22 protein-coding genes and 3 tRNA genes are annotated in these 20,774 nt (G+C 71.8%); 5 read left to right on the plus strand and 20 right to left on the minus strand.

From position 1 onward, the window contains the following. The first annotated feature begins 48 nt into the window (after positions 1-48). Positions 49-1,104, plus strand: a complete 1,056-nt coding sequence (locus tag HC362_RS12965) for an adenosine deaminase (protein ID WP_243084083.1) — start codon at positions 49-51, stop codon at positions 1,102-1,104. Positions 1,105-1,138: 34 nt separating this feature from the next. On the opposite strand, the gene HC362_RS12970 is transcribed toward HC362_RS12965, so the two are convergent. Then, positions 1,139-1,762, minus strand: coding sequence for a TetR/AcrR family transcriptional regulator (locus HC362_RS12970; RefSeq protein WP_243084084.1), 624 nt, complete (start codon positions 1,760-1,762; stop codon positions 1,139-1,141). Between the two features lie 80 nt (positions 1,763-1,842). Between HC362_RS12970 and HC362_RS12975 the strand changes: the two genes are divergently transcribed. Then, positions 1,843-2,478, plus strand: a complete 636-nt coding sequence (locus HC362_RS12975; RefSeq protein WP_243084085.1) for an SDR family oxidoreductase — start codon at positions 1,843-1,845, stop codon at positions 2,476-2,478. A gap of 39 nt (positions 2,479-2,517) precedes the next feature. Here HC362_RS12975 and HC362_RS12980 read toward each other — a convergent pair whose 3' ends face one another. The 6 genes from HC362_RS12980 to HC362_RS13005 form a co-directional block, all read right to left on the minus strand. Next, on the minus strand, positions 2,518-3,558 hold the full coding sequence (locus HC362_RS12980) for a UDP-N-acetylmuramate dehydrogenase (RefSeq protein WP_347568539.1): 1,041 nt from the start codon (positions 3,556-3,558) through the stop codon (positions 2,518-2,520). A gap of 128 nt (positions 3,559-3,686) precedes the next feature. Beyond that, positions 3,687-4,121 carry a MaoC family dehydratase gene (locus tag HC362_RS12985; protein WP_243084087.1) on the minus strand — a complete coding sequence of 145 codons (435 nt, stop codon included), beginning with the start codon at positions 4,119-4,121 and terminating at the stop codon, positions 3,687-3,689. A gap of 5 nt (positions 4,122-4,126) precedes the next feature. Continuing rightward, positions 4,127-4,588 carry a MaoC family dehydratase N-terminal domain-containing protein gene (locus tag HC362_RS12990; protein ID WP_243084088.1) on the minus strand — a complete coding sequence of 154 codons (462 nt, stop codon included), beginning with the start codon at positions 4,586-4,588 and terminating at the stop codon, positions 4,127-4,129. Positions 4,589-4,825: 237 nt separating this feature from the next. Beyond that, entirely contained in the window at positions 4,826-4,990 is a 165-nt protein-coding gene (gene rpmG / locus HC362_RS12995; RefSeq protein WP_019354206.1) for a 50S ribosomal protein L33, read from the minus strand. Positions 4,991-5,081: 91 nt separating this feature from the next. Next, positions 5,082-5,154, minus strand: a tRNA-Met gene (locus HC362_RS13000). A gap of 40 nt (positions 5,155-5,194) precedes the next feature. Next, positions 5,195-5,267, minus strand: a tRNA-Thr gene (locus HC362_RS13005). 343 nt (positions 5,268-5,610) lie between these two features. On the opposite strand from HC362_RS13005, the gene HC362_RS13010 reads away from it, so the two are divergent. Together HC362_RS13010 and HC362_RS13015 are read left to right on the plus strand one after the other, a co-directional pair. Next, positions 5,611-6,897, plus strand: a complete 1,287-nt coding sequence (locus tag HC362_RS13010) for a hydrolase (RefSeq protein ID WP_243084089.1) — start codon at positions 5,611-5,613, stop codon at positions 6,895-6,897. A 47-nt stretch (positions 6,898-6,944) separates the two neighbouring features. Beyond that, on the plus strand, positions 6,945-7,625 hold the full coding sequence (locus tag HC362_RS13015; RefSeq protein ID WP_243084090.1) for an NAD(P)H-binding protein: 681 nt from the start codon (positions 6,945-6,947) through the stop codon (positions 7,623-7,625). 82 nt (positions 7,626-7,707) lie between these two features. Here HC362_RS13015 and HC362_RS13020 read toward each other — a convergent pair. After that, positions 7,708-7,789 (minus strand) — tRNA-Tyr (locus HC362_RS13020). A 261-nt stretch (positions 7,790-8,050) separates the two neighbouring features. Here HC362_RS13020 and HC362_RS13025 point away from each other — a divergent pair. Next, the gene (locus HC362_RS13025; RefSeq protein WP_209267009.1) at positions 8,051-8,539 is read left to right on the plus strand and encodes a YajQ family cyclic di-GMP-binding protein; all 489 of its coding nucleotides are present in this window, start codon (positions 8,051-8,053) and stop codon (positions 8,537-8,539) included. Between the two features lie 291 nt (positions 8,540-8,830). On the opposite strand, the gene HC362_RS13030 is transcribed toward HC362_RS13025, so the two are convergent. From HC362_RS13030 to HC362_RS13085, 12 genes are all read right to left on the minus strand, one after another. After that, positions 8,831-9,235 (minus strand): YccF domain-containing protein, encoded by a 405-nt coding sequence (locus tag HC362_RS13030; RefSeq protein ID WP_243084091.1) that lies wholly within the window; start codon positions 9,233-9,235, stop codon positions 8,831-8,833. Beyond that, positions 9,232-10,098: a zinc metalloprotease HtpX gene (gene htpX, locus HC362_RS13035; RefSeq protein WP_243084092.1), complete on the minus strand. Its 867-nt coding sequence runs from the start codon at positions 10,096-10,098 to the stop codon at positions 9,232-9,234. The genes HC362_RS13030 and htpX overlap by 4 nt, the downstream gene beginning before the upstream one ends. 166 nt (positions 10,099-10,264) lie before the next feature. Continuing rightward, complete coding sequence (locus HC362_RS13040) at positions 10,265-11,917, minus strand: NADH-quinone oxidoreductase subunit N (protein ID WP_243084093.1); 1,653 nt, start codon at positions 11,915-11,917, stop codon at positions 10,265-10,267. Then, complete coding sequence (locus HC362_RS13045; RefSeq protein WP_243084094.1) at positions 11,914-13,500, minus strand: NADH-quinone oxidoreductase subunit M; 1,587 nt, start codon at positions 13,498-13,500, stop codon at positions 11,914-11,916. Before HC362_RS13045 ends, HC362_RS13040 begins: the two co-directional genes overlap by 4 nt. 1 nt (position 13,501) lies before the next feature. Next, positions 13,502-15,562: an NADH-quinone oxidoreductase subunit L gene (locus tag HC362_RS13050; protein WP_243084095.1), complete on the minus strand. Its 2,061-nt coding sequence runs from the start codon at positions 15,560-15,562 to the stop codon at positions 13,502-13,504. After that, positions 15,559-15,999 (minus strand): NADH-quinone oxidoreductase subunit NuoK, encoded by a 441-nt coding sequence (nuoK, locus tag HC362_RS13055; protein WP_243084096.1) that lies wholly within the window; start codon positions 15,997-15,999, stop codon positions 15,559-15,561. Before nuoK ends, HC362_RS13050 begins: the two co-directional genes overlap by 4 nt. Next, a complete protein-coding gene (locus HC362_RS13060) occupies positions 15,999-16,676 on the minus strand; it encodes an NADH-quinone oxidoreductase subunit J (RefSeq protein ID WP_243088529.1) in 678 nt (225 codons plus the stop codon). The genes nuoK and HC362_RS13060 overlap by 1 nt, the downstream gene beginning before the upstream one ends. A gap of 14 nt (positions 16,677-16,690) precedes the next feature. Then, positions 16,691-17,353, minus strand: a complete 663-nt coding sequence (locus HC362_RS13065) for an NADH-quinone oxidoreductase subunit I (protein ID WP_243088531.1) — start codon at positions 17,351-17,353, stop codon at positions 16,691-16,693. A gap of 80 nt (positions 17,354-17,433) precedes the next feature. After that, positions 17,434-18,393 (minus strand): complex I subunit 1 family protein, encoded by a 960-nt coding sequence (locus HC362_RS13070; protein WP_243088533.1) that lies wholly within the window; start codon positions 18,391-18,393, stop codon positions 17,434-17,436. After that, on the minus strand, positions 18,390-19,373 hold the full coding sequence (locus tag HC362_RS13075) for an NADH-quinone oxidoreductase subunit C (protein WP_243084097.1): 984 nt from the start codon (positions 19,371-19,373) through the stop codon (positions 18,390-18,392). Before HC362_RS13075 ends, HC362_RS13070 begins: the two co-directional genes overlap by 4 nt. Next, the gene (locus HC362_RS13080) at positions 19,370-20,047 is read right to left on the minus strand and encodes an NADH-quinone oxidoreductase subunit B (RefSeq protein ID WP_243084098.1); all 678 of its coding nucleotides are present in this window, start codon (positions 20,045-20,047) and stop codon (positions 19,370-19,372) included. The genes HC362_RS13075 and HC362_RS13080 overlap by 4 nt, the downstream gene beginning before the upstream one ends. After that, positions 20,038-20,409, minus strand: coding sequence for an NADH-quinone oxidoreductase subunit A (locus HC362_RS13085; RefSeq protein ID WP_243084099.1), 372 nt, complete (start codon positions 20,407-20,409; stop codon positions 20,038-20,040). The genes HC362_RS13080 and HC362_RS13085 overlap by 10 nt, the downstream gene beginning before the upstream one ends. Positions 20,410-20,774 lie beyond the last annotated feature (365 nt).

Genomic DNA, 20,774 nt, shown 5'->3' on the forward strand with positions numbered 1-20,774 from the left:
ATTCGGGCTGTCCCCTTGACGGGAACCGGCTACCTTCCCGGCGGTCGGATGCGGCAGGATCTTGGGATGTTGCACTCTTCCGGAGAGCGGGACCTGCGTACGCTGCCGAAAGCCCACCTGCACCTGCACTTCACGGGGTCGATGCGCCCCTCCACGCTGCTGGAGCTGGCCGACAAGTACGGCGTGCACCTGCCGGACGCGCTCAGCGGTGGCGAGCCGCCCAAGCTGCGCGCGACCGACGAGCGCGGCTGGTTCCGGTTCCAGCGGCTCTACGACATCGCGCGGTCCTGTCTGCGAGAACCGGAGGACATCCAGCGCCTGGTCCGCGAGGCGGCCCAGGAGGACGTACGGGACGGCTCCCGCTGGCTGGAGATCCAGGTGGACCCCACCTCCTACGCGCCCCGGCTCGGCGGTCTCATCCCCGCGCTGGAGATCATCCTGGACGCCGTCGAGTCGGCCTCCCGGCAGACAGGGCTCGGCATCCGCGTACTGGTGGCGGCGAACCGGATGAAGCACCCGCTGGACGCCCGCACGCTGGCCCGGCTCGCGGTGCGCTACCGGGACCGCGGCATCGTCGGCTTCGGGCTCTCCAACGACGAACGGCGCGGCTTCGCACGCGACTTCGACCGCGCCTTCGCCATCGCCAGGGAGGGCGGGCTGCTCGCGGCACCGCACGGGGGCGAGCTGTCGGGGCCCGGCAGCGTACGGGACTGCCTGGACGATCTGCGCGCCACCCGCGTCGGCCACGGGGTGCGCGCCGCCGAGGACCCCTGGCTGCTGGCGCGGCTGGCCGAACGGCAGGTCACCTGCGAGGTGTGCCCCGCCTCCAATGTGGCGCTGGGCGTCTACGACAAGGTGGAGGACGTACCCGTAAGGGCGCTGTGGGACGCGGGTGTGCCGATGGCGCTGGGCGCCGACGACCCGCTGCTGTTCGGCTCGCGGCTGGCTGCGCAGTACGAACTGGTGCGCCGTCGGCACGGGTTCTCCGACGCGGAGCTGGCCGAGCTGGCCCGGCAGTCGGTACGCGGCGCCTCGATGCCTCCGGATGTGCGGGACGCGGTGCTGGCCGACATCGACGCCTGGCTGGCCGCCGAGCCCGGCTAGGGCGCGGCTCTCAGCGCGACTCTCAGCGCGGCTCTCATCGCGGGGCCAGGCCGTGCAGCAGGGTGGTCACGAGGCCGCGTACGAAGTCGGCGAGCGGCTGGTCGGGGCGCTCCCCCGCGGCGAAGTCGTAGAGGAAGGCGCGCTGCGAGCAGGCGCCCAGCAACAGCGCGGCGGCGGCGTCCACATCGGCGTCGGACCGCACCGCGCCGCGTGCGCGCTCGGCGCGCAGATAGGCGGCGAGGGCCACCAGCGGAGTGCGGGGTCCCGCGCCGAGTTCGCGTACGCCCTCGAAGTGGCGGCGTTTGAGGGCCGGTTCGGCGAACAGCGAGGCGGCGATGGGGACGCTCTGCTCGTAGAAGAGGGCCGCGTGCTCGGCGATCTCGGTCAGATTGCGCTCCAGCCCGCGCTCCCCGGGGTCCTGCGCCAGCTCGCTCAGCAGCGGGTTGAGGCGGGGCAGCCGGTCGTGCAGCACGCGGACGAAGATCTCCTCCTTGCCGGAGAAGTGCTTGTAGAGCGCGGCCTCCGAGCAGCCCGCCTCGCGGGCGATCTCCTTGGTCGTGGTGCGGGCCAGGCCGATGGTGCGCAGCAGGTGGTCGGCGGCGTCCAGGATCCGCTCCCGGGTGGGCCGGGCCCGCTGGGTTGACTCGCGAGTGGGCATTCACCCACTCTAGCGGTAAGTGAATACTCACCCACCCTCGGCGGAACGGCCGCGGAGTGGCACAGGAGAGGCACAACGGCATGCGCTACACGATCTTCGGCGCCACCGGCGGCACCGGCCGGCAACTGGTACGACGGGCGCTGGACGCGGGCCACAAGGTGACAGCAGTGGTACGGGACCCCGAGCGGCTCCCCGTACGGCACGACCTGCTGGAGGTCGCCACCGCCGACGTAAGGGACCCCGAGGCGCTGCGTCCCCTGGTCGCGGGCGCGGACGCCGCGCTCTCGGCGCTCGGCTCCCCCACCAACAAGGGCGCGGGCATCGCCTCCACCGGGACCCGCGCGATCGTGAGCGCCCTCCAGGCGGAGGGCGTGGAGCGCTACGTCGCCGTCAGCGCGGCACCCGTGGGCACCCAGCCGCACGACGAGGGCCGGCTCCACCGCACGGTGGTGCTGCCCTTGGTGCGGCGCGCCTTCAAGAACATCTACACGGACCTGGCCGTGATGGAGGAGGAGATCAGCTCCAGCGCACTGCGGTGGACAGTGGTGCGACCACCGCAGCTCACCGACCGGCCCGCCACCGGTCAGTGGCAGCAGCGCGAGGGCACCGCCGTACCGGGGCGTCTGCGCATCACCCGCGCGGACCTCGCGGCCGCGATGCTGACGATGGTCGACAACCCGGATACCGAGCGGAAGGTCATCGGGGTCGCCAACTGAGCCCCGGCAGGCGCGGCGCCGTCTACAGCGCGGCGCCGTCTACAGCGCGCAGCCGACCATCACCGGCTCGTTGGTGAGGGTGACACCGAAGGCGGCCTGAACCCCCTCGCGCACCTCGCGGGCCAGCGCGAGCAGGTCGGCCGTGGTGGCCGAGCCGCGGTTGGTGAGCGCCAGGGTGTGCTTGGTGGAGATCCGGGCCGGTCCCTGGCCGTACCCCTTGGTGAAGCCCGCCTTGTCGATGAGCCAGGCCGCCGAGGTCTTGGTGCGCCCCTCCCCGGCGGGGAACGCGGGCGGCGCCACCTCGGGGCCGAGCCGGTCGCGCACCCGGTCGACGAAGACGGCGAAGTCGGCGTCGTCCAGGATCGGGTTGGTGAAGAAGGAGCCGGCCGACCAGGTGTCGTGGTCCTCCGGGTCGAGCACCATGCCCTTCCCCGCGCGCAGCCGCAGCACGGCCTTCCGCGCGGCGTCGGCCGGTACGCGGTCGCCCGGCTCGACGCCGAGGAGGCGTGCCGTCTCCGCGTACTTGATGGGCGCTGACAGCCCTTCCGCGTCCTCCAGGGCGAAGCGGACCCGCAGCACCACATGGCGCGAGGGGTCGGCCTTGAACCGGCTGTGCCGGTAGGAGAAGCCGCACTCTTCGTTGGTGAGCGTGACCGTCTCGCGGGTCTGCCGGTCGTAGGCGACGACCTCGGTGAGCGTGCTGGAGACCTCCTGGCCGTACGCTCCCACGTTCTGGATGGGCGTGGCGCCCGCGGAGCCCGGAATGCCGGCCAGGCACTCGACGCCGGCCAGCCCCGCCTCGACCGTACGCGCCACGGCGTCCGACCAGTTCTCGCCCGCCGCGAGCTCCAGGCTGGTGCCGGAGAGCGAGAAGCCGCTGGTCGCGATGTGCAGGACGGTGCCGGGGAAGCCCTCGTCGGCGATGACGAGGTTGCTGCCGCCCGCGATGATCAGCAGCGGAGTGCCGCTGTCGTCCGCCTCGCGGACCGCCGCGATCACCTCGTCGTCGGTGGTCGCCGTGACCAGCCGCTGGGCCGGCCCGCCCAGGCGCAGCGTCGTCAGCGGGGCGAGCGAGACCAGAGGGACACCGGAGTCAACGTAGAGTTCCTGCACGCGCTCCAGAGTACGGGGGCGTACGCGCCACGGCGCACCGGCCGCCGCTGAGGAGCGGCCGGTGCGGGGTGGCTAGGGGGTGCGGGGTGTGGGGCTCAGGCGAGGCGGACGACGGCGCGGGACATGCCCAGCACCTTGGCACCGGCGCTGGTGACCGTCAGGTCCACCCGCACCGTACGGGCCTCGTCGTCCAGCTTCTTGGCCACCTTGGCGGTCACCTCGATGGCCGCACCCTCGTCGTCGTCCGGTACGACGACCGGCTTGGTGAAGCGCGCGCCGTACTCCACCAGCGCGCCGGGGTCGCCCGTCCAGTCGGTCACCACCCGCGCCGCCTCGGCCATGGTGAACATGCCGTGCGCGATGACGTCGGGCAGACCGACGTCCTTGGCGAACCGTTCGTTCCAGTGGATGGGGTTGAAGTCCCCGGAGGCACCGGCGTATCTGACCAGCCGGGCGCGGTCCACCGGAAAGGTGCGGGAGGGCAGTTCGGTGCCCACCTCGACGTCGGCGTAGGCGATCTTCGCTGTCATCCCGGTCACTCCCCCTCGGCGGCTTCCGCCGCACGTGCCACCAGCTTGGTGAAGACGGTCACCACCGGTTCGCCCGCCGCGTCGGCGACCTCGCCGCGGATGTCGAGGATCTCGTTGCCGGCCAGGGACTTGATCCCCTCGATCGTGGAGGTGACGGAGAGCCGGTCCCCGGCGCGGACGGGACGGTGGTAGGCGAACCGCTGGTCCCCGTGCACCACCCGGTCGTAGTCCAGGCCCAGCTTCGGATCGCGGATCACATTCGCCGCCTCCTGGAAGGTGACGGTGAACACAAAAGTGGGCGGGGCGATCACATCCGGGTGACCGAGCGCCTTGGCCGCCTCAGCGTCCGTGTAGGCGGGATTGTCGTCACCGATGGCCTCGGCGAACTCGCGGATCTTCTCCCTGCCGACCTCGTACGGCCTGCTGGGCGGGTACGTCCGCCCGACGAAAGACTGATCGAGTGCCATCGGCGGCGCCTCCTGCGGCAGTGTGGCGGTTACACAGCGGATGCGGCTTCTTCTACACGGCGGGCACGGGTTCGCGGGCGTCGGGCGCCTGGGGCGGTCCCGTACCGGAGCGGCGTCCCGTACCGGAGCGGTGTCCGGAGCCGTGGCCAGGGGTCCGGACGCAGGCACGAGGCGGCATCCGGACACAGCACGAGGCCGACCCCGACGAGCGGGGACGGCCTCAGAGCATGAGAGGAATCAGCGCGTCTCGCGGTGCACCGTGTGCCGGTTGTCGCGCGGGCAGAACTTCTTCATCTCAAGCCTGTCCGGGTTGTTGCGCCGGTTCTTCTTCGTGATGTAGTTCCGCTCCTTGCACTCCACGCAGGCCAGCGTGATCTTCGGGCGGACGTCTGTGGCAGCCACGTTGAGTGCTCCTTGACGAACGGACGGGTTTTAACGCAGAAAGAGTAGCCGATCGGAGGACCGACCCCACAACCGGCTACTGTCGGTGAAGTAGCGGTGACCGGACTTGAACCGGTGACACAGCGATTATGAGCCGCTTGCTCTACCGACTGAGCTACACCGCCACGATGCGGCGACCTCCCGACGGAAGATCTCTCACATCAGAGCCCCAAAACGGAATCGAACCGTTGACCTTCTCCTTACCATGGAGACGCTCTGCCGACTGAGCTATTGGGGCGAGCGGTGAAGACATTACACGTCCCGCCGCCAAACGTGAAATCGGTATTCGCGCCGCCGCCGCGATGCGATCTTGTCCCGGATCGTGCCGGTACGTTCGCCCTCCCGTGTACCCGGTACAGACTCCCTCATGGGGCCGGTTCCAGCCCTCCGCCCGCCCGGTTCCAGCCCTTCCAAGGCGCCCGGTACCGGGCTTCCCCAGCGTCCGATACCGCCTCCCGCCCGCGCCCCTTCCCTGCCGTCCCGACCGGCTCCGGCACCACACCAGTACGACTATTCGTCTCCTCCCCGCCGCCGCTCACGGCGCGTCATACGCTCATCTCCGGATGCGACGTGGGAGCCAGATGACCGACAGCGAGCCGCAGGAGCCGGAAAAGGCGGGGCGGGATTTCCACGATGCCGCCGCCCGGCATTCCGCCCGCCCGGCACGCTCCCTCGTGCTGTGCGGCGCCAGGCTCGCGGACGGCCGCACCGTCGACGTACGGCTCGTCGGCGAACGTATCGAAGCCGTCGGCACGGCCGGCAGCCTCGGCACCGGGCAGGACAGCGCCACCCGTATCGACCTGTCGGGCTACCTGCTGCTCCCCGCCCCCGCCGAACCGCACGCGCACTACGACACCGCGCTGACCGCCGAACCCCCCGCGCCCCCCGCGGAGCTCGCCCCCGAGGACGTACAGCGGCGCACCACCGAAGCCGCCCTCCTCCAGCTCAGCCAGGGCGCGACCGCGCTGCGCACCCATGTGCACATCGGGGACGTCGCCGGACTGCGCTCCCTGGCCGCGGTGCTCCAGGCCCGCAGAGCGCTGCGCGGCCTGGTGGACCTGAGCGCCGTCGCCGTACCCCGGCTGCTGACCGGTGCGGCGGGCGCCGAGGGGCTCTCGATGCTGCGGGACGCGGTCAAGATGGGCGCTGCCGCGGTCGGCGGCTGCCCCGATCTGGACCCGGACCCCGGCGGCTACGTGGAAGCGGTGCTGGAGGTCGCCGCCGAGCACGGCTGCCCGGTGGACCTGCACACCGACGGCAGCGACCCGGCGCGCCTCGCCCGGCTGGCGGCGGCGGTCGGCGGACTGCGGCCCGGCGTCACCATCGGCCCGTGCGGCGGACTCGCCCGGCTGCCGCACCAGGTGGCGCAGCGCTCCGCGGGCCAACTGGCCGCCGCCGGGGTGACCGTGGTCTGCCTTCCGCAGGGCAACTGCGGCGTCCTGGAGCGCCCCACCCCCACCGTGCCCTACCGGACGGCACCCGTACGGGTGCTGACGGCGGCCGGAGTCGCGGTCGCCGCGGGCAGCGGCGCCCTGCGCGACGCCGCCAACCAGGTCGCGAGGGGCGACCCGTTGGAGGCCGCCTACCTGCTCGCCTCCCACGGCGAGTCCCGCCCGCCCGGCGCCTACGAGGCCGTCAGCACCCGCGCACGCGCCGCGATGGGGCTGCCCGAGGTACGCGTCGAAGCCGGCTTCCCCGCCGAACTGCTCGCGGTCCGCGGCACCGAACTGGCCGGCGCCCTGTCGCTCGCCTACAGCCGGATCGTCGTCCACCGGGGGCGCGTGGTGGCACGCACCAGCGCCGTACGCGAGTACTGCGACCTGGTGGGCGCACGCGAGTTGGGACTTCCCCGCCAGTCGCAGGGCTGACCCACCGGGTGCGCCGATGGCTCCCACGAGAGGCGTACGGTCGAGACATGCGCACAGTCATCGCTGGTGGACACGGTCAGATCGCGCTGCGGCTGGAGCGGCTGCTCGCCGGGCGCGGGGACGGAGTGGCGGGCATCGTGCGCCGCCCCGAACAGGCGAGCGCCCTCTTGGCGGCGGGCGCCGAACCCGTCGTGTGCGACCTGGAGACGGCGAGCGTCGAAGAGGTCGCCCGGCATCTGGAGGGCGCCGACGCGGCCGTCTTCGCTGCCGGAGCCGGCCCCGGCAGCGGCAGCGCACGCAAGGAGACGGTCGACCACAAGGCAGCCGTACTGTTCGCGGACGCCGCCGAGGCAGCGGGCGTACGGCGCTATCTGATGGTCTCCGCGATGCGCGCCGACGCCGCACTGCGCGGCACCCCCGAGGGCATGGACCCCGTCTTCGCCGACTACCTGCGCGCCAAGGGCGCAGCCGACGACGACCTGCGGGCCCGCGACCGCCTCGACTGGACGGTCCTGCGCCCCGGCCGACTGACCGACGACCCCGGCACCGGCCGCGTCCACCTCGCCCCCGAGACCGGCCGCTCCGAGGTGACCAGGGACGACGTCGCAGCCGTCCTCCTGGCACTCCTCGACGAACCCCGCACCGCCGGCCTGACCCTGGAACTGGTGGGCGGCCACATGCCGATCCCGGAGGCCATCGCCGAGATCACCGGAGTAGAAGCCGGCTGACCCAGCCGGGGCCCCCACAACCGACACAGCCACCAACGAAAGCGGCCCCCTCACGCTGACGCGAGGGGGCCGCTTCCTGCTGTGGCGGCGCTAGGATTCGAACCTAGGAAGGCTGAGCCGGCAGATTTACAGTCTGCTCCCTTTGGCCGCTCGGGCACACCGCCTGGGATTGCTGCCCGACACCCCGCCCGGGGCGGTGCGCCGTGGCAACAGTGTAAACCATACCCGATGGCCGGGGGTGGTTCGCCACCCGGTTGATCAGTCGGGGGAGAGCCGCCGGACGTGTCCGCCCAACGGCCCCTCGGGTGCTGCTCGCGACGCCCCTCGCCAGCCGGAGCCGGGCCGCCGATGCGGGTGGCTAGGCTTTGCGCACGGCCCTAGTGGGCCGTTTTCTGCCGGATCTATGTACGAGGAGCCAACTCACCATGGCCGACTCCAGTTTCGACATCGTCTCGAAGGTCGAGCGGCAGGAGGTCGACAACGCGCTGAACCAGGCCGCGAAGGAGATCTCCCAGCGCTACGACTTCAAGGGTGTGGACGCCTCCATCGCGTGGTCGGGCGAGCGGATCGAGATGCGGGCGAACTCGGAGGAGCGAGTGAAGGCCGTGCTCGACATCTTCCAGTCCAAGCTGATCAAGCGCGGCATCTCCCTGAAGGCGCTGGACACCGGGGAGCCGCAGGCCTCCGGGAAGGAGTACCGCATCTCCGCGTCGCTCCAGGAGGGCATCTCCCAGGAGAACGCGAAGAAGGTCGCGAAGGTGATCCGGGACGAGGGACCCAAGGGCGTCAAGGCCCAGGTGCAGGGCGACGAACTGCGGGTGACCTCCAAGAGCCGGGACAGCCTTCAGGAAGTCATCGCACTGCTCAAGGGCAAGGACTTCGACTTCGCCCTGCAGTACGTGAACTTCCGCTGAGGTTCGCCCACCACCTCGGTGCGTCTCGGTGCACCTCGGTCGCCCTTCGGTGCGTCTCGGTGCGTCTCGGTGGACCTTGAGGCGTCTCGGTGCACCCCGTGCGTCTCGGTGCGGCCTCGGACTCGCTCGCGGGCCTGCCGCCGGGGCGCCCACGTCGTCATCGGGCGCGTACGTCGTCGATCGGGCGCGTGAACCCTCACCGGGGGCGTGGAGCGTCACGGGGGCCCGGAGCGTCGTCGGCCCGCTCGGCTCCGGCCTGTGCCGTGGCCGAGCGGGGGGGGTGTGAGCGCCCTACCAGCGGTATCCCGGGTAGGCCGCCTGGGTGCCGCTGGGGACGATCTCGCGGCCCAGGGGCATCAGCGAGACCGGGATCATCTTGAAGTGGGCCAGGCCGAAGGGGATGCCGATGATGGTCACGCAGAGCGCCGCGCCCATGGTGATGTGGCCGATCGCGAGCCAGATGCCCGCGAAGACGAGCCAGACGATGTTCCCCGCGCCGGACGCGGCCCCCGCGTCCGGGCGCTGCACGACCGTCCTGCCGAACGGCCACAGGGCGTAGGCGGCGATACGGAAGCACGCCAGGCCCCAGGGGATCGTGATGATCAGGATGCAGCAGACGACTCCGGCCAGGACGTAGCCGAGAGCCATCCACAGGCCCGACAGGATCAGCCAGATGAGGTTGAGGAGAGTTCTCACTCTCGCCAGCCTGCCATCTTCTCCAGTCTGGCGACACGCTCCCCCATCGGCGGGTGGGTGGAGAAAAGTTTCGTCATCCCGCCCTCGCCCCTGCGGAAGGGGTTGGCGATCATCATATGGCTCGCGGTCTCCAGCCGGGGCTCCGGCGGCAGGGGCAGTTGTGCCGTGCCCGCCTCCAGCTTGCGCAGCGCAGACGCGAGCGCCAGGGGGTCGCCGGTGAGCTGCGCGCCGGAGGCGTCCGCCTCGTACTCGCGGGAGCGGGAGACGGCGAGCTGGATGAGGGAGGCGGCGAGCGGGCCCAGCAGCATGATCAGCAGCATGCCGAACAGGCCCGGCCCCTCGTCGTCGTCGGAGCGCCCGAAGGGGATCAGCCAGGCGAAGTTGACCAGGAACAGCACCACGGAGGCCAGGGCGCCCGCGATGGAGGAGATGAGGATGTCCCGGTTGTAGACGTGGCTGAGCTCGTGGCCCAGGACGCCGCGCAGCTCGCGCTCGTCCAGCAGGCGCAGGATGCCGTCCGTACAGCACACGGCGGCGTTGCGCGGATTGCGGCCGGTGGCGAAGGCGTTGGGTGCCTGGGTGGGCGAGATGTAGAGCCGCGGCATGGGCTGCCGCGCGGCCGTGGACAGCTCCCGGACCATGCGGTACAACTGCGGGGCCTCGAACTCGCTGACCGGGCGGGCCCGCATGGCGCGCAGCGCGAGCTTGTCGCTGTTCCAGTACGCGTAGGCGTTGGTGCCCAGCGCGACCAGGAGTGCGATCACCAGGCCGGTGGTGCCGAAGAAGCTCCCGATGACGACGATGAGAGCGGACAGCCCTCCGAGGAGCAGAGCTGTCCTCAGCCCGTTGTGCCGGCGGTGCACGGTACGCCCTCCAGATGGTGCCGCGGAGCCCTGAGCCGGGCAGACCTTCCGCCCTCAGCAGCCCCGTCCAGTGGACCCTCCCGTTTTCGTCAACGGAGAGTGGGCGTTCTCAGTTCCCCCGGTGAGCTTCCGGTGCGGTTCCGGTGTGCCCTCCCGGCGCGAGCGCTCAGAACAGCGCGGTACCGGCGAACCTGAGCACCAGCTGCGGTGCCCCGGAGGCGGCCAGGGCGAGCGCCCCGGTCAGCGCGACAGTCACCGTGAGGGGCAGGGAGAGGCGCGGGAGAGCGGGGGCCGCTGCCGCTGCCTGCCCGGCGGCCACCCCGGCGGCCACCCCGGCGGCCATTTCGCCGGGCACCTCACCGCCCACCCCGCCGGGCGCCTCAGCGGCCGGCGCGGCGGCGACGGGGCGGAAGAGCAGCGCCGTCCATGTGAGGTAGTACACAAGGGCGATGACCACGTTGAGGGCCATCACGACGGCGAGCCAGCCCAGGCCCGCGTCCACGGCCGCCTGGAAGACGGTGACCTTCGCGAACAGCCCGACGACACCCGGCGGCAGTCCGGCCAGGCACAGCAGGAAGAAGGCGAGCGCAGCGGCGGCGAGCGGGTGCGTCCTGGCCAGGCCGCGGTAGTCCGCCAGACGGCCGTCCGAACCGTGCGGCTGGACGGCGGCGACGACAGCGAACGCGCCCAGGTTCACGACGGCGTACATCAGCGCGTAGGCGAGCGTCGCGCCGACCGCGCGGTCCGGCTCGTCCGCGTATCCGGCGGCGGCGATCGGGACGAGCAGATAGCCCGCCTGTCCGACCGACGACCAGGCGAGCAGCCGGACGGCTCCATGGGCGCGGTCGGCGCGCTGACGCAGTGCGCCCAGGTTGCCGACGCTCATCGTCAGTGCGGCGAGCACCGCCAGCGCGGGCCCCCAGGCGTCCGCGTACGAAGGGAAGGCCCGTACGGCGACCAGGATCAGCCCGGAGAAGCCCGCCGCCTTGCCGATGACCGACAGATAGGCGGCGACCGGCACCGGTGCGCCCACATAGGTGTCCGGCACCCAGAAGTGGAACGGTGCGGCGGCGGTCTTGAAGGCGAAGCCCACCAGGGTGAGCGCCACTCCTGTGGCGGCCAGAGTGCTCAGCCGGCTGTCGGCTTCGGGCAGCGCCTGCGCGACGGTGCCCAGATGCATGCTGCCGGTGGCGGCGTAGACGAAGCTGACGCCCAGCAGCATCACGGCAGTGGCCGTGACGGAGGACAGGAAGAACTTCAGCGCCGCCTCGGACGAGAGCCGCTCGCCGCGCCGCAGGCCGACCAGCGCGAACGCCGGGAGCGAGGCGACCTCCAGGGCGACGACGAGGGTCGCCAGGTCGCGTGAGGCGGGCAGCAGCGCAGCGCCGGACGCCGAGGAGAGCAGCAGGAACCAGAACTCCCCCGCGGGCAGCTGTTCCTGGCGTACGGCTGTGATGGACAGCAGCGCGGTCACAAAGGCGCCGCCCAGGACGAGGAGCTGGACGGTGAGGGCGAAGGTGTCCGCGACGTAGCTGCAGTCGCGGCTCGCCGAGGTGAGGCAGAAGGTGGTGCGGTCGTCACCGATCAGCGGCAGCAGCGTCAGCCCTGCGCTGCCCAGCGCGAGGGCCGACAGCCATCCGAGCAGCCCCTTGAGGCGCTCGGCCAGGAACAGATCGGCCACCAGGACGACCAGCGCGGCGAGCGCGACGATGACGGGCGGTGCGACGGCCGCCCAGTCGATGCTCTGCACGAGGTGGCCGCCCGCGGCGAGCTCGACACCGTGCGCGTGGGCGTCCTGTGGTGCGGTGAGCGCTGTCATCGGGTCACTCCTGGCAGCAGGCTCTGAACGGCCGGGTCCATCAGTCCGAGGAGGGCCCCTGGCCACAGGCCGGCGACGACGGTGAGGACGACCAGGGGCGTCCATGCGGCGTACTCGTAACCGCGCACATCCGGCACTGTGGCCAGGCCCTCCGTGCGAGCTTCGGCAGGGTCGCCCATGCACACGCGGCGCACCACGAGGAGCAGATACGCGGCGGTCAGCAGGGTGCCCAGGGCGCCGAGGGCCAGGAACACCAGGAAGGCGGGCCTGCTGAGTCCCGCCGCCGGGTGATAGGCGCCCAGCAGGGCCAGCAACTCGCCCCAGAAGCCGGCCAGCCCGGGCAGCCCCAGGGAGGCCACCGCGCCGAAGGCGAGCAGCCCGCCGAGGCGTGGCGCCCTCCCGTAGAGGGCGCCCCCGGTGGTGCCGGCCAGGGTGTCGAGGTCACTGGTGCCCGTACGGTCCTTGAGCGCGCCGACGAGGAAGAACAGCAGGCCGGTGACGAGGCCGTGCGCGAGGTTCGCGTAGAGGGCGCCGTTGACACCCGTGTGGGTGAGCGTGGCGATGCCCAGCAGGACGAAGCCCATGTGGCCCACGGACGAGTACGCGATCAGCCGCTTGAGGTCGCCCTTGGCGCCCATTTTCGCGAGGGCGAGGCAGGCGAGCGATCCGTAGATGATGCCCGCGACGGCGAACGCGGCCAGGTAGGGAGCGAACGTGTGCGCACCGTCCGGCACGCCCGGCAGCACGATCCGTACGAACCCGTAGGTGCCCATTTTCAGCAGCACGCCCGCCAGCAGGACGGAGCCCACGGTGGGCGCCGCCGTGTGCGCGTCGGGGAGCCAGCTGTGCAGCGGCCACATGGGCGCCTTGACGGCCAGGCCGAGGCCGATGGCCAGGGCTGCGATCACCTGGGTGGTGTGGCCCAGGCCCGACCCGTGCGCTTCGGCGAGTCGCACCATGTCGAACGTGCCGGCGTTCAGGCCGAGCACCAGCAGCCCGAGCAGCATCACCACGGAGCCGAGGAGCGTGTACAGGACGAACTTCCACGCCGCCGGGCCCCTGCCCTCGCCGCCCCACCGGGCGATGAGGAAGTACATCGGGACGAGCACCGTCTCGAACGCCAGGAAGAAGAGCATCAGGTCGAGCACGGCGAACGTGGCGAGCGTTCCGCACTCCAGCAGGAGCAGCAGTGCGACGAACGCCTTGGGGCTCGGCCCCTGCGGCATTTTGGCGTAGCTGTAGAGCGCGCACAGGAACGTCAGCAGTGCGGTGAGGACGAGCAGCGGCAGCGACACGCCGTCGGTGCCCAGGTGCAGCCGCACGCCCAGGGCAGGAATCCAGCTGACGTCCGACTCGGCCTGCATGGTGCCCGGCCGGTCGTGGTCGAAGCCGACGGCCAGCAGGACGGTGAGAACGAGTACGGCGCCGGTGACGGTCACCCCGTGCCGCAGTACCGCCTGGTCCGGGCCGCGGCCGCGCAGGCCGGGCGGCGCCGGCAGCAGTGCGGCGAGCGCACCGAGCAGCGGCAGGACGACGACGGCGATCAGGAGCGCCCGCAGGGCGGTGTCGTCGAGCGGGATCACGTCACGCCCCTCCGTTTCCGGTCACGGCCAGCACGGTGATGACGGCGAGCACCAGGGAACCCGTCAGCAGCGCCCCGAGGTAGGTCTGCACATTGCCCGTCTGGGCGCGCCGGACGGCGGCCCCGAGCAGCCGCGAACCGCGTCCGGCACCGGACACGTAGGCGTCGACCACCTCGCGGTCCAAGAAGCGCACCAGTCGTGCGGCGCTCTGGACGGGGCGTACGACTGCGGCGCTGTAGAGCGCGTCCAGGTGGAAGCCGGCCGCCGCGTGCCTGTGGAGCGGTCCGAGGAGCAGTACCCCGGGGTCGGCGTCGTGTTCCGGATGGAGTGCGGCCAGCGCGCTGCTGTGCCGCCAGGTCGCGTAGGTGAGGAGGCCACCCACCAGTGCCACTCCGGTGGCGAGCACGGAGGTGGTCAACGTGGGCTTGAGGGACGCGTCGTCGAACCAGTCGGGCAGTACGAGAAAAGCCAGCCCGAGGACGAGGGAAGGCAGCGCCAGCACCCACAGGACGGAGGTCATGACGGCGGGTGCGGGCCGGTGGGCGTGCCCGTCGCGCTCGGCGGGTCCGTGCGCCGGTCCCGGGGTGGCGAGCTCGGTCTCGGGCGCCTGCTGCGGCACCTCTTCGGGGACGTGTTCGGCGGCCTTCTCGCTCTTGACGGCGAGCGGGGCCACGGCGGACGCGCCCCGGAAGGCCAGCAGCCACAGCCGCGCCGCGTAGGCGGCGGTGAGCAGGGCGGTGACCAGGCCCGCGACGAGGACGATCCAGCCCGCGCTCGCCGGGATCGCGTGCGCTCCCCCGAACGGCGCGTGCGCCTCGCCGAAGGCGGCGTGCTCGGCGGCGGCCAGCACGGCCTCCTTGGAGAAGAAACCGGAGAACGGCGGGACGGCCGCCAGCGCCAGCAGCGCGATGGTCATCGTCCAGAAGGCGTCCGGCGCCCGCTTGGCGAGGCCGCTGGTACGGGCCATCACGGTCAGCGAGTTGGTACCCGCCGCGTGGATGACGACTCCGGCCGCGAGGAAGAGCAGCGCCTTGAACGCACCGTGGGTGAGCAGGTGGAAGACGGCGGCGCCCCGGTCGGCGACGGCCAGCGCGGCTGCCATGTAGGCGAGCTGGCTGATGGTCGAGTAGGCGAGTACGCGTTTGATGTCGTCCTGGGCGAGCGCGGCCAGTGCCGAGCCGGTCATGGTGAGCGCAGCCAGCGCCGCGAGGACGATGAGCGCCGCTGTGGACGCGGTGAAGACGGGCAGCAGCCTGGCCACGAAGTAGATGCCCGCCGCGACCATGGTGGCGGCGTGGATCAGCGCCGAGACCGGCGTCGGGCCCGCCATCGCGTCCGGCAGCCAGGAGTGCAGTGGCAGCTGCGCCGACTTGCCCGCGACGCCGGCCAGCAGCAGCAGCGCGATCAGTGTGGGGTGTGTCAGCTCGAAGCCGGAGAGGCTGGAGGTGAGACGGGTGACGACCGTGCTGATGCGGAAGCTGCCCATCTCGGAGGCGAGCGCCAGAATGCCGATGAGGAAGGGAACGTCACCCAGTTTGGTGACGAGGAACGCCTTGAGGGAGGCGGCCCGCGCCGCCGGGGTCTCCCAGTAGTGCCCGACCAGGAAGTACGAGCAGATGCCCATGACCTCCCAGCCGACGAGCAGCACGATCAGATCGTCGCTGTAGACGACGAGGAACATCGCGGCCGTGAAGAGCGAGACCAGCGCGGCGTACGAGGAGTAGCGCGGGTCGTCGCGCAGATAGCCGGTGGAGTAGAGCTGCACGCAGGTGGCGACGACACCGACGAGGACGGCGACCAGGACCGCGAAGCCGTCGAGGTTGAGCGCCAGCTGGATCGGGAGCGCCTCGTTGCCGGTGGGCGCCAGCTCGGTGGCCGCCCGGAGCGGGGTGCCTCCGCCCTGCCGGGCCGCGACCACGACCGCGAGGGCCGCGGCGGCGAGGGTGGGCAGCACGGCGAGCGGGCGGACGAAGCCGGGGGCGCCGCGGCCCAGCAGCAGCCCGGCGAGGGCTCCGAGCGCCGGGAGAACGGGGACGAGCGCTGCGAGTGTCGTGGTGCTCACGCGTGCCGCCTCCCTGCGGCCGGCCCCTGAATCCGCTGGTCGGAGCCGTTCTCGGCGTCGTTGTCAGTGGCCGGTGCCACACTCTTCTCATCGCGTGAACCGCCGCTGGGCTCGCCCCCTGATGGGCCGCCGCTCTCGCGGAGGTCCCGAAGTCTGTCGATGTCGGAGCTGCCGCGGTTGCGGTAGACCAGCAGGACGATCGCCAGACCGATGCCGATCTCGGCCGCGGCGATCGCGATGGTGAAGAGGGTGAGCGCCTGGCCCGCGTGCAGGGTGTCGCGGAGCCAGACGTCGAAGGCGACGAGGTTGAGGTTGACGGCGTTGAGCATCAGCTCGACGGCCATCAGGACGAGGATGGCGTTCCTGCGCGCGAGGACGCCGTAGAGGCCGACGCAGAAGAGGAGGACGGCGAGGACGGCGGGATAGGCGAGGTGCATCAGCGCTCACCGGCCCGGGGGGCCTCGGGCCCGGACTGCTGGGCGGACTGTGGGGACTGTGGGGAGGGCTGCTCGGTGGCCCGCCGGGTGGTGCGTTCGGTGGCCTTGTCCCGCCGGGAGAGGACGATGGCGCCGACGAGTGCGGCCAGGAGGAGGACGGAGAGCGCTTCGAAGGGCAGCACCCAGTGCCGGAAGAGGGCTGCTCCGGTCACCTCGGAGGAGCCACGGCCCGCTCCGGCGACCGCGTCCAGATCGATCCAGGTGGAGCGGAAGGCGTCGACGACCACGGTGACGAGAGTGGCCGCGGCCGCGAGGGAGACGGAGAGCGCGATCCAGCGATTGCCGGAGTCGGCGTCGGGCGAGCGTCCGATCGGCGCCCTCGTGAGCATCAGGCCGAAGAGGATGAGGACGACGACGGAACCGACGTAGATCAGCACCTGCACCCAGGCGATGAACTCGGCGGTCAGCAGGAGGTATTCGACGGCGACCCCGCCGAGCGCCACCACCAGCCACAGCGCGGCGTGCACCAGCTGCCTGGTGACCACGGTGATCAGCGCCGCGCCGAGGGTGACGAGCCCGACGAGGAGGAAGACGATCTCGACCCCGGTGGGTGAGAGGAAGCCGGGGTGGCCTGCGGCCAGCGGTGCGGTGGGGAGCGACGCCGTGGGGGCGGACAGTGCGGAGAGGGTGGTCACTGGGCACCACCCTGCGAGTCCTCGCCGGGGCGCGGCTTCCGGCCGGGTGCCTCAGGAGTGGAACCCTGTGACGGCTGCTCGCCGGAGGGCTCGGCGGTCTCCTGGGGTGGGTGCTCCCGGTGGGCGGCGAGCCGGTCGGCCTCGGCGGCCTGGGCTGCCTTGTCGGCGGCCTTGCGGGCCGCCGCCAGCTCCTTGGCCTCCTCGGCCGCCTCGTCCAGCGGCGGCGGTTCGGGCACGGTCCACATCCACTCGCGGAGCTTGTCCCGCTCGTGGGTCAGCTCGTGGATGTCGGTCTCCGCGTATTCGAACTCGGGCGACCAGAACAGGGCGTCGAAAGGACAGACCTCGATGCAGATACCGCAGTACATGCACAGGGCGAAGTCGATGGCGAACCGGTCGAGGACGTTGCGGCTGCGCTCGCGGCCGCCCGGCGCGGCGGGAGGCACCGTCTCCTTGTGGGAGTCGATGTAGATGCACCAGTCCGGGCACTCGCGGGCGCAGAGCATGCAGACGGTGCAGTTCTCCTCGAACAGGCCGATGACGCCCCGGCTGCGGGGCGGCAGTTCGGGCTGCGTGTCCGGGTAGTGCTCGGTGACCGAGCGCCGGGTCATCGTCCGGAGGGTGACGGCCAGGCCCTTGGCCAGTCCGGAGCCGAACATTCCGCGCTTGGCTCCGGACCGGGTGGCCCCGGCCGGCGTGCCCTCGGAACGAGCGCCCTCGGAGTGGGCGTGGGACACGGCTACATCACCACCTTGACGACGCCGGTGAGGGCGATCTGGAAGAGGGCGAGCGGGACGAGAGCCGTCCAGGCCAGCCGCTGGATCTGGTCCTCGCGCAGCCGGGGGTAGCTGACCCGCAGCCAGATCACCCCGAAGGCCAGCACGCCGGTCTTGAGCAGCATCCACAGCCAGCCCAGGCCGTCGGCGAAGGGCCCGTGCCAGCCGCCGAGGAAGAGCACGGCGGTGAGCGCGGAGAGGACGACGATGCCCGCGTACTCGGCGAGCAGGAAGAGCGCGAAGCGCAGCCCGGTGTACTCGGTGTACGCGCCGAAGATGATCTCCGAGTCGGCGATCGGCGCGTCGAAGGGCGGACGCTGCAGCTCGGCGAGGCCCGCTGTGAAGAAGACGACGGCCCCCACCAGCTGCCAGGGCAGCCACCACCACTCCCACACCCCGAGGATGCCGGGCAGCGAGAGGGTGCCGGCCGCCATGGCGACGGAGGCGGCGGCGAGCAGCATCGGCAGCTCGTAGGCCATCAGCTGAGCGGCGGTGCGCAGCCCGCCCAGGAGGGAGAACTTGTTGGCCGACGCCCAGCCGCCCATCAGCGAGCCCAGAATCCCGACGCCCATCACGGCCAGCACGAAGAAGATCCCGGCGTCCAGCACCTGCGCGACGCCCCCGCCGGGTGCGACCGGGATCGCGACCAGGACGAGGAGATACGGGATCAGCGCGAGCGCGGGTGCGAGCTGGAAGACCCGGCGGTCGGCGCCGTCGGGGACGACGTCCTCCTTCTGGGCGAACTTCACCCCGTCGGCCACGAGCTGGGCCCACCCGTGGAAGCCGCCCGCGTACATCGGGCCGACGCGTCCTTGCATATGGGCCATGACCTTGTGCTCGGTCTGGCCCACCAGGAGGGGCAGCAGGAGGAAGGCGAGCAGTACGGCGAGGATGCGGACGGTGACATCGATGGCGTCCATCAGGCTCCCTCCCCCGACTCGCCGGTCTGCTCGTCGCCGCGCTGCCGCTCGTCGCCGCGCTGCCCGTCCTCGTGCTGCTCGCGCTCGCCGCCGTCCCGGCTCTGCCCGCCGTTCCGCTCCTCCTCCTGGGCGTGGTGCCAGGGGGCGTCGGTGGAGCGAGGCGTTTGCTGCTCAGCGGGTGCGGCCTCGCCCGTCTCCGCCGCACGCTGCGAGGCCGAACCGGCGGCGGCGCTGCGCGCGCGGCGCGGCCTGCGCGGTGCGGTGTCCGCAGCCTGCTCCGCCGCACCGGCGTCCTGCTGAGAGGCCGAGCCGGCGCTCGCGCTGCGGCTGCGGCGCGGCGCCTCACCGGCGGCGCGGCGGGAGCGCTCGCGGGTGGGTGCGGGCGGGAGCTGGCCCTTGAGCGGGCCCCACTCGTTGGGGTCGGGAACGCCGGGGGGCAGCATCTGGCGGCGCTTGGGGCCGCCGTGCCCCGACTCGCCGGGCTCCTTCGCGCCGGGCCACGCCTTGACGACGCGGGCCGCCAGCACGAAGTCCTTGCGGAGCGGATGTCCCTCGAAGGTGTCGGGCAGCAGCAGCGTCACCAGGTGCGGATGTCCGGGGAAGTCGACGCCGAACATCTCGTGGGTCTCGCGCTCGTGCCAGGCGGCACCGGCGTAGACACCGGTGGCGGTCGGCAGCGCCGGGGCCTCGTGCGGGACCGTCGTACGCAGCACGAAGCGGCGCACGCCGGGGGTGCCCGCAGCGGGCAGTGCCGCCAGGTGGGCGCAGATCCGGATGCCGGTGCCCGGCTCGTCGACGGCGCTGAGCCAGTCGAAGTAGGTGCAGCCCAGCTCGTCGCGGGCCGCGGTCAGCGCGGGAATCCAGGAGTCGGCGGGTACGTCGACGGTCAGCAGGCCGTAGGCGTCCTCGGCCGTCGCGCCCTCGCCGAACAGTTCACCGGCCGGGCGTGGCAGCCAGCCGGGGTGCTGGGGCGGCTCGGTCACCGTCCGTCCTCCTCGGTTTCACCGTCCGGAGCCGCCTCGGGCGCGGACGGCGCCTTCGGCGGTGCGACCAGGCCACTGGTGAGAGCCCCGGCGGAGGCGGCGCCGTTCGCGTCGCTCCCGGTGTACGCGCCGCGCCCGGTGTAGCGGTCCGCCGTGGACTCGGCGGCGATCTTCTCCTGGAGCTTCAGTACGCCTTGCAGCAGCGCCTCGGGCCGGGGCGGGCAGCCGGGCACATAGACGTCGACGGGGATGATCTGGTCGACGCCCTTGGTGACGGCGTAGGAGTCCCAGTAGGGGCCGCCGCAGTTGGAGCAGGCGCCGAAGGAGATGACGTACTTGGGCTCGGGCATCTGCTCGTACAGCCGTTTGACGGCGGGGGCCATCTTGTCGGTGACCGTCCCGGAGACGACCATCAGATCGGCCTGCCGCGGCCCCGGTGCGAAGGGGATGACGCCGAGCCGGATGAAGTCGTGCCGGGCCATGGAGGCGGCGATGAACTCGATGGCGCAGCAGGCCAGCCCGAAGTTGAAGACCCAGAGGCTGTAGCGGCGTCCCCAGTTGAGGACCACCTTCATCGGTTCGGGCGCCAGCCGCGAGAGCAGGCCGAGCTGGGGGCGTCCCTCGGCTCGCGCGGTTCCGTCAGGAGCGGGAGTCGGGGTGTTCGTTACGTCCATTCCAGGACGCCCTTCTTGTACGCGTACAGCAGGCCGACGGCCAGGAAGCCGATGAAGACGAACATCTCCGCGAGCGTGGTGGCGCCGTAGCCGGGCGCGGCGAACACGGTGGACCAGGGGAAGAGGAACACCGCGTCGACGGCGAAGATGACGTACAGGAACGCGTAGACGTAGTAGCGGATCTGCGTGTGCGCCCAGCCCTCGCCGACGGGGTCGACCCCGCACTCGTAGGTCAGCATCTTCTCCGGGGTGGGCACCACCGGCCGCAGCAGGCGGCCCGCCGCGAAGGCCACGCAGACGAAGAGCACACCGACGACGGCTACCAGCCCGACGACTGCATAGCCGTGGAAGTAGTCCGGCACGCCTGCCCCGTCCTGTGTCGGTGTGTACGTTCGACGATCTGTACGCACGGAGTGTAGGCCCTGGCGGACTCGCTGAGGACAGTCGCGTCACACTCTGGAACCCCGCCGGCGGAGCCTCGCGGAACGCACGCGCCCCGGGGTACGTGACACGGATCACCGCCGGGCGCCGAGGGCACCGGACAGCCGGGATCGGAACCGGCCCCGAAGGCGGCATGGAGCCCGAACTCTTTCGAGGAGCCCTCCAGCAGGGGGGCGGAACGTAGCGGGGACGGCGTGCACCGTGGCGGAAGCAGCGCCCCCGGATGTCTCAAAAATCTGTCCACCATGGGAACACCCACGGGAAGGCAACCCTTAGCAACGTACGA

Origin of the sequence: Streptomyces sp. 891-h (assembly GCF_022760275.1) — a bacterium.
In the GTDB taxonomy this organism is placed as follows: Bacteria; Actinomycetota; Actinomycetes; order Streptomycetales; family Streptomycetaceae; genus Streptomyces; species Streptomyces spirodelae.

Coding starts and splice junctions, on each gene's coding strand:
- HC362_RS12965 (WP_243084083.1), top strand. CDS start 49: ATGCGGCAGGATCTTGGGATGTTGCACTCTTCCGGAGAGCGGGACCTG.
- HC362_RS12970 (WP_243084084.1), bottom strand. CDS start 1,762: ATGCCCACTCGCGAGTCAACCCAGCGGGCCCGGCCCACCCGGGAGCGG.
- HC362_RS12975 (WP_243084085.1), top strand. CDS start 1,843: ATGCGCTACACGATCTTCGGCGCCACCGGCGGCACCGGCCGGCAACTG.
- HC362_RS12985 (WP_243084087.1), bottom strand. CDS start 4,121: ATGACAGCGAAGATCGCCTACGCCGACGTCGAGGTGGGCACCGAACTG.
- HC362_RS12990 (WP_243084088.1), bottom strand. CDS start 4,588: ATGGCACTCGATCAGTCTTTCGTCGGGCGGACGTACCCGCCCAGCAGG.
- HC362_RS13010 (WP_243084089.1), top strand. CDS start 5,611: ATGACCGACAGCGAGCCGCAGGAGCCGGAAAAGGCGGGGCGGGATTTC.
- HC362_RS13015 (WP_243084090.1), top strand. CDS start 6,945: ATGCGCACAGTCATCGCTGGTGGACACGGTCAGATCGCGCTGCGGCTG.
- HC362_RS13025 (WP_209267009.1), top strand. CDS start 8,051: ATGGCCGACTCCAGTTTCGACATCGTCTCGAAGGTCGAGCGGCAGGAG.
- HC362_RS13040 (WP_243084093.1), bottom strand. CDS start 11,917: ATGACAGCGCTCACCGCACCACAGGACGCCCACGCGCACGGTGTCGAG.
- nuoK (WP_243084096.1), bottom strand. CDS start 15,999: ATGCACCTCGCCTATCCCGCCGTCCTCGCCGTCCTCCTCTTCTGCGTC.
- HC362_RS13065 (WP_243088531.1), bottom strand. CDS start 17,353: ATGTTCGGCTCCGGACTGGCCAAGGGCCTGGCCGTCACCCTCCGGACG.
- HC362_RS13080 (WP_243084098.1), bottom strand. CDS start 20,047: ATGGACGTAACGAACACCCCGACTCCCGCTCCTGACGGAACCGCGCGA.